Raw genomic sequence first — 6,897 nt, 5'->3', positions numbered from 1 at the left:
TTACAATATAACATCTCTTTTTCGCTGGGAACGGGAACTTTTTTACCTGGTCTGACGGGGTGATAAGGTGTGCACCTTTCCGACCCCCTTTTTTCATAGGCCTGGCATGACCGCGACAAGCAATGACCCGCTCCACGGCGTCACCCTGCAACACATCCTTACTACGCTGGTGGAACATTACGAATGGCAAGGCCTGGCCGAGCGCATTGATATCCGCTGCTTCAAGAGCGACCCGAGTATCAAGTCGAGCCTGACCTTCCTGCGCAAAACCCCGTGGGCGCGGGAAAAAGTCGAAGGGTTGTACGTGAAGCTGATGCGCACCAAACGACCGTTGGATTGATCCCATGAAGCGGTATGTGGCAGCAGCGGCACTGGCCGGTTGGGTGGGCCTGGCGATTCAGCAGTACCTGATTTTCTATTCGCGCTGGGAGGCCGGCGCCAGCCTGATGGGCGGGCTGATCAACTTTTTCAGTTTCTTCACTGTGTTGACCAACACCCTGGCGGCGGTGGTGCTCAGTTATGCCCTGGTCAAACGCCCGTCGGCGGCGCAGCGGTTTTTTCTCGCGCCGGCGGTGAGTAGCGGCATCGCGGTGAGCATTGTGGTGGTGGGCGTGGCTTACAACCTGTTGCTGCGACATTTGTGGCAGCCCGAAGGTTTTCAATTCATTGCCGATGAATTGCTGCACGACGTTATGCCCGTGCTGTTTGCGCTGTATTGGTGGCGTTGCGTGCCCAAGGGGCAGTTGCGTTTAACCCATATCGGCCTGTGGGTGATTTACCCGCTGGTGTACTTCGGCTACGCGCTGTTGCGGGGGGATTTGCTCGGGCAGTATCAGTACCCGTTCATCGATGTGAGCACCCTGGGTTATCCACAGGTGTTCGTGAATGCCGGCGGCATTCTGGCGGGTTTTGTGCTGATTGCGTTGTTGGTGGTGGGGATGGACAAGTCTTTGCGAGCGCCATCGCGCTGATGCGGGCATGTCAGCCGCTTCATCGTCGGCTGACATGCTGCTATCAGGATTGGGGCTTCATCCTGCTGGAGCGATGAGTTATGCCTCTTCGCTGCCGTCAGCGCGCCAGTAGCCAACGGCCTTGAGGTATTCCTCGTTAACCCGATGCGTATCGAGCAACACCCGGCGCACCCGCCGCGCCAATTGGGTCTCGGTCGCCACAAAACAGTACAGCGAGCCCTGGGGCAATGTCAGGTTTTGCACGGTTTCCAGCAGGTCATCCTGGCCGCGCAGCACCCAGATCACCTCGACATCGGCGTCGCTGTGCAGCGTCTGGCGTTCCGCCGCATCGGCGATTTCGATCACAGCCAATACCTTGCGCCCGGCGGGCAGTTCTTCCAGGCGTCGGCCGATGGCCGGCAGCGCGGTTTCGTCGCCGATCAACAGGTAGCTGTCGAACATGTCCGGCACGATCATCGAACCCCGTGGCCCGCCGATGTGCAGGTGCTGGCCGGGCGTAGCCTGTGCGGCCCAAGTGGAGGCGGGGCCATCGCCGTGCAGCACGAAGTCGATGTCCAGTTCGCCGCGTTGCGCGTCATAACGGCGCGGGGTGTAGTCGCGCATGGCCGGTTGCGGGCCGTCGCCCTTGATGTTGAACGTCGGGCTGTCCAGCGCGGCCTGTTCGGCCGCGTTGCGTGGGAACAGCAGCTTGATGTGGTCGTCGCTGCCCAGGCTGATAAAGCCCGCCAGTTCCGGCCCGCCCAAGGTGATGCGGCGCATGCGTGGGGTGATGTCGACCACGCGCAGCACGTCGAGGCGGCGGCGCTTGATCTCGTGGGTGACGCGGTGGATACCTGGCTTATTCATTGAGCTTTCCCGTCAGCGATGGCTTGGGCGGTGCCGTTGAGCAGCGCGGCGACCCGTACGATTTCTTCCGGGCTCCAGCGCCCGTGGTGCGAATGCAAGGCATGGCGCAGGTTGTGCACTGCCTCGTGGATTTCCGGCGGGCGGTCGTGGCCGCGCAACGAGCGTTTGCTTACGTCCATGCGCAAACGAATGCCATCGAGGGCAACCGCCTGTTCTCTTAAGAAGAGACGACCGGCGTCGGTGATGGTGTAGCGTTTTTTTCCACCTTCGCTGTCGCCGGCGATCAACTCGCTCTCTTCCAGGAACGTCAGCGTGGGGTAGATCACCCCAGGGCTGGGGGTGTAGGCGCCGTCGAACAAGGTTTCGATGCGGCGGATCAAATCGTAGCCATGGCACGGCTGTTCGGCGATCAGCGCCGGCAGCAGCAATTTCAAATCTCCCGGCGCAAACACCCGTGGGCCGCGCCCGCCGCGTTCGCGGCCGGGGCGTTTGTCGAAGCCGTCGCGGCTGTCACCGTGGTCTCGGTGGTGATGAGGGTCTCTCATGGTCATGCTCTCCTGTCTCATTTAGATACAACGTAAGATATATCTTATGAGTCATGCAAAAACCTCTGACGAACGGTATCGGCGCGCGCAAGCCCTTGCGAGCGGGGCTGCACTGGGTCTGCAACGGCGGCTGATCGGCTGTTTTACTCAGCAAATAAGTAGCGTTTTCAAGTGTCAGGTACTAACTTGTTAGTTGGAGTTATTACTCTAAATCAGATAACAATCAGGCCCTGTACGGCATGTAGTATTCGTCTTACAGTTGAATTGTTAATGCAAGTAGTACACTGCATTAAGTGATGTAATAAGCGGCTTACAGTTAATATCCATCATATTGAATATCAAGGTTTTCTTCTGTCTTGTCGTGTCGTGATTAACTACTGCTTTAAACGAAAGTACTGGCTTCGCGAAAAGGCGTTTCGAGGGACTATTTACGTGCGTCGCAGGACTCGGTTTTTCCGGGTTGTGCCACGCACGAAACTGAGTTTTTCAACTAACGCTCTTAATGCGATAACAGGTACTCAAAATGCTTAAAAAAACCGCTTTCGTACTGCCACTGATTGCCCTGGCTTTCGGTTCGTCCAGTGTGTTCGCTGTCGGTGAAGCGTCCAGCGTCATCAACATCAAAGCCTCGATCCCGACTAAACAGTTCCACGTTCAGCCGCGTGACCCGAACTTCGGTCGTGACGAAGTCATGAACTACAACACCGTGTCCGGTGAGCTGAGTTCCTTGCGCGCGACCTACGACGTGAAAAACACCGAAGGCTCCATCAAAGCCTACATCGAAGGTGGTCCTGCTTCGTTGAGCAACGGCACCGACGCCATCGCTCTGACCAACACCTTCAACGGTGTGGTGCTGACCGGCTCGCCGCTGGAAGTGGTCGATGACGCCAGCTCCACGCCGGGTACTCAGGCTGATCTGGTGATTGCCGCGGCCAAGCCGGCTGATGGTGTTTCCGGGCTCTTCACCACCAACTACACCATCGTGTTCGATCACGAGCCTCGCGTCACTCAGTGAGGCAGGCCCGCTGATCAATAAGCGTCGGCTTATTGGGTAGTGATACCGATCGGCAGGCAGTCATGTCGGTTGATCGGTTCCCTTATTGCAGTTCGAAAATCAGAGTATTCCGTTCATGTTCCCGATGACTCCCATCGCGGCAGCGCTCGCCCTGTTGTTTTGTGCGGGCGCGTTGGCGGCAGATCCCGCCAACGGCACCACACCCCGTAGTTTGCTCTCCCAGGCCAAGGGTTTGCCGGCAGACTTTGAAGAGCATTTTTTTGATGTGCCTCTGGCGGTCAGGGTTGAACTCGATCAGGAGTTTGTTTCTGAAGCGATGGTGGTGCTATCGCGGGATGACCGCCTGACCTTGCTCGAATTCACCGACCACGACGGCAGCGTGATCAAGGACGACGAGCGCGATCGCTGGGCCGACTATCTGAAACAAGGCGTGAAACTGGGAAGCTGCGAAAGTAACTGCCCGGAAAAACTCCTGGCGGTGCACTACAACCTGGAAGGTTCCAAGGTTTCCCTGCTGACCGAGGACGCCGAACGTGACGCCGACGAAGAGCGTTACTACTTCCTGCCCACCGGCGGCAGCACCGGCCTGATCGTACGTAACCAACTGAACCTCAGTGGCGGTGAAGGCCAGGACCTGGGCGGGCGCTTCGGCCTGGATGCCAGCAGCAGCCTGGGCCTGTGGAGCCAGACCCTGAACATGCAGTTGTCGCGGCTGGGCGGGCCGGACGACCAGGACCTCAACCACGCCGTTTATTCGCTCTACACCCAGCGCGAGCTGCAAGGCAATTTCCTGCGTTTGGGCTACTTCACCCCCAACTCCGAAGGTTTGACCCGCCAACTGCGCTCCTTCGGCGCGAGCCCGGACACCGCCATCGGGGTGATGTACGGCAGCTCCGACAGCCTGATGATCAACAACCCCAAGCCTGCCGTGTATCCGATTTACGTCACCGCCAGCCGCCAGGCATCGGTGGAGATTTACCGCAATGGCCTGCTGATCAACACCCAGGCCGTCGGCAGCGGTTTGCAGAGTCTGGACACCCGTGCCTTGCCGGGCGGCATTTATGAAGTGGAAGTGCGCCTGATCGAAGACGGCCAGATCACCAGCACCACACAAGAGTTGGTCTACAAACCCAACAACTGGCGCAACCTTGACGAGCGCTGGCGCTACAACCTGTTTGCGGGCCGGGAAAGCAAACTGCTGAGCAACTACGAAGAGCAGACCAGCGGCGATCCGACCGCCGGGGTCTCGCTGAATTACCTGGCACACCCGCGTGTGGTGCTGGGCGTGTCCGGGCGCCAGGTCAAGGACAACATGCAGTACGGCACCTCCATCGATTGGACCCTGGCCAACTACGCCAGCCTGTATGCCAACCTGTACCAGACCGAGAAATACGGCACCGGCGCCGACTTCAACGCCCTCTACAACTACGGTGCCGGCACGGTGGTGTTCAACTACACCCGTAGCTGGCTCGACACCCGCAACACCTACGAAACCCTGCCCGACGGCACGCGCATCCGCCAGCGCGATGTGTTCGTCGGCCAGACCAGCAACGCATCGCTGTCCCTCAACCACCGGCTCAGCAACCTGCGTTCGATCAATGGCCGCGTGTCTTATAGCCAAGGCAATACCGATGGTTTGGGCTTGGACTTGGGCTGGACCGAGCGCACCCACCTGTTCGGCAACGACGCCAACTGGCGGTTGTCGGTGTTCGACCGCCCGGCGACCGCCAGCACCGGCGACCGGCGCAACCGTGGCGTCGACCTGAGTGTCAGCCTGGCCCTCGGTGCGCCGGGCGAGCAATGGTCCGCCAGCATCGGCACCCGTACCGCCCGTGACGGCACTCGCGACAACAACGCCTCGCTGACCTACCGCAAAGACCTCAAGGATCACGTCCTGCAAAGCGTGTCGGCGACCGCGATCACCGACACTTACGGCGTCGGTCTGTCCGGCATGGCCAGTTTCCAGAACGATGTGGTTACCGGTGACGGCTTCGTCCAGCGTTCTTCGTTCAACAACGAACTGTCCGGCGGCCTGAACCTGGACAGCACCTTCGCCATGGGGCAGCGGGAAATGGTGCTCACCAGCCAGTACCACGGGTCGGGTTCCGGCTTGATCGTGGACGTGGAAACCGACGTGGATGACATCGCCCTGCGCGCCGATGACATGAGCGGCGGCAGCACAGCGTTGCGGCCGGGGCGTAACTTCATTCCGGTGGCGGCCTACAAAGGCAGCTCGGTCAGCTTCGACTTCGAGGGCAACCATGCGCCGTCGGCCTCGATCCAGCCGCAACGCACCCGCTACCACCTGAACAAGGGCGGGGTGGATTACCGCAAGATCAGCGTGATGCAGACCGTCACCGTGCTCGGGCGCCTGGTCGACCCTCAGGGCAAGCCGCTCAAGGGCCTGCATGTGATCAACCACGCCACCCGTGGCGTCAGCGAAGTCGACGGCTTCTTCTCGCTTGAGATGAACGCCAGCTCGCCAACCCTCGAAGTGCGGCGCAACAACCAGTTGCTCTGCCAGTTCCGACTCGATCCTTCCAAGGCCCGTGAGGAAAGCAACGTGCTGATGATCGGCGACTTGCGCTGCACCGCGGATACGTTAGCGGAGGCCTTCAATGGCAGTGGCAAAGCGGGTTAACGGTGTGATTTTGTGCAGAGCAGGGCTCAAACGCATCCAGCGTGTGGCAATCGCATTGGTACTGGGGGTTGCAACGCCCTTGTCTTTCGCGGGCGTACTGGAAGTGACGGCAGTGTTCAAACCCGACCCGGCGAACCCTATGGTGAACAAGTTCGTCAACACCTCACCGAACTTGGGGCATTGTCTGTGGCAACCGGCGTTTTGTGAAACATGGGGTTTGGCCAGTTTGCTATCGCCCTTGAGCTTCAGTGCCAATGGGCCCATCGCCGCCAACAATGAAATGCGCCAAGGCGCCATGTTCAGAGTGCCCTCGCAGTTTCGCTCAGTGCAGGTCACGCATGTCAGGACCGGCGAGCAGCAAACGCTGGACATGCGTATTGGTGGCTTGGGTGGATGGCATGAGCTGGGCGGTAATGTCTCGCAAATGACCGGGACTGGGGGCGCCGCTGGGCATAACTTGATGTGGCGCGGCGGCTGGTGGGCCAGGGATGCTCTGCCGTGCAGGCAAACCAGCGGAACTCAAACAGTCACTTCGACGGGCTCATCGTATTTTTGGCGAATCCCGGAAGGAGATGGAACCTGTGTCAAACAGGCGTTGTTCCGGGTGCCGAACTTGCGCTACACGTCACTGTACCTGGGTTATGAGCTGCGCACGCCGAATCCGCTGAGCATGTCCTCGGGCGATTACGTAGGCAGCCTGACCTATACGGTGGGGCCGGGGATGGATTTCGATATGGGCGACGTCATGATGCCCAACGATAACGTCCTTACCTTCAACTTTACGCTGAGTGTGGAGCACGACCTCAAGGTCGAAGTCCCACCCGGCGGCAACCGCATCGAACTGGTGCCCCAAGGCGGTTGGCAAGCCTGGCTGAATCA

Annotated in this window: 6 protein-coding genes and 1 pseudogene; 5 read left to right on the top strand and 2 right to left on the bottom strand. The window is 59.5% G+C overall.

Annotated features, from left to right (window positions below; genetic code table 11):
• Positions 1-106 precede the first annotated feature (106 nt).
• Entirely contained in the window at positions 107-340 is a 234-nt protein-coding gene (locus YA0848_RS18880) for a VF530 family DNA-binding protein (protein WP_034096082.1), read from the top strand.
• A gap of 4 nt (positions 341-344) precedes the next feature.
• Positions 345-971, top strand: coding sequence for a Pr6Pr family membrane protein (locus YA0848_RS18875; protein WP_034096083.1), 627 nt, complete (start codon positions 345-347; stop codon positions 969-971).
• A gap of 78 nt (positions 972-1,049) precedes the next feature.
• Here YA0848_RS18875 and YA0848_RS18870 read toward each other — a convergent pair whose 3' ends face one another.
• Both YA0848_RS18870 and YA0848_RS18865 read right to left on the bottom strand, forming a co-directional pair.
• Positions 1,050-1,817 carry a siderophore-interacting protein gene (locus YA0848_RS18870; RefSeq protein ID WP_034096084.1) on the bottom strand — a complete coding sequence of 256 codons (768 nt, stop codon included), beginning with the start codon at positions 1,815-1,817 and terminating at the stop codon, positions 1,050-1,052.
• Positions 1,814-2,362, bottom strand: a complete 549-nt coding sequence (locus tag YA0848_RS18865; RefSeq protein ID WP_034111922.1) for a PadR family transcriptional regulator — start codon at positions 2,360-2,362, stop codon at positions 1,814-1,816. Before YA0848_RS18865 ends, YA0848_RS18870 begins: the two co-directional genes overlap by 4 nt.
• A 523-nt stretch (positions 2,363-2,885) precedes the next feature.
• On the opposite strand from YA0848_RS18865, the gene YA0848_RS18860 reads away from it, so the two are divergent.
• From YA0848_RS18860 to YA0848_RS18850, 3 genes and pseudogenes are all read left to right on the top strand, one after another.
• Positions 2,886-3,377, top strand: a complete 492-nt coding sequence (locus YA0848_RS18860; protein WP_034096086.1) for a CS1 type fimbrial major subunit — start codon at positions 2,886-2,888, stop codon at positions 3,375-3,377.
• A gap of 115 nt (positions 3,378-3,492) precedes the next feature.
• Positions 3,493-6,018, top strand: a complete 2,526-nt coding sequence (locus YA0848_RS18855) for a CS1-pili formation C-terminal domain-containing protein (protein ID WP_040267679.1) — start codon at positions 3,493-3,495, stop codon at positions 6,016-6,018.
• Positions 5,996-6,897 (top strand): annotated as a pseudogene (locus YA0848_RS18850) (hypothetical protein); the annotation flags it as partial. The gene YA0848_RS18855 and the pseudogene YA0848_RS18850, both read left to right, overlap by 23 nt.

The sequence above is a fragment of the Pseudomonas sp. S4_EA_1b genome (assembly GCF_016307435.1).
In the GTDB taxonomy this organism is placed as follows: Bacteria; Pseudomonadota; Gammaproteobacteria; order Pseudomonadales; family Pseudomonadaceae; genus Aquipseudomonas; species Aquipseudomonas rhodesiae.
This window is presented reverse-complemented; position numbering and strand designations above follow the sequence as displayed.

Excerpts from the sequence above, each read along its gene's own strand:
- YA0848_RS18880 (WP_034096082.1), top strand. The coding sequence starts at position 107 with ATGACCGCGACAAGCAATGACCCGCTCCACGGCGTCACCCTGCAACAC.
- YA0848_RS18875 (WP_034096083.1), top strand. The coding sequence starts at position 345 with ATGAAGCGGTATGTGGCAGCAGCGGCACTGGCCGGTTGGGTGGGCCTG.
- YA0848_RS18870 (WP_034096084.1), bottom strand. The coding sequence starts at position 1,817 with ATGAATAAGCCAGGTATCCACCGCGTCACCCACGAGATCAAGCGCCGC.
- YA0848_RS18865 (WP_034111922.1), bottom strand. The coding sequence starts at position 2,362 with ATGAGAGACCCTCATCACCACCGAGACCACGGTGACAGCCGCGACGGC.
- YA0848_RS18860 (WP_034096086.1), top strand. The coding sequence starts at position 2,886 with ATGCTTAAAAAAACCGCTTTCGTACTGCCACTGATTGCCCTGGCTTTC.
- YA0848_RS18855 (WP_040267679.1), top strand. The coding sequence starts at position 3,493 with ATGTTCCCGATGACTCCCATCGCGGCAGCGCTCGCCCTGTTGTTTTGT.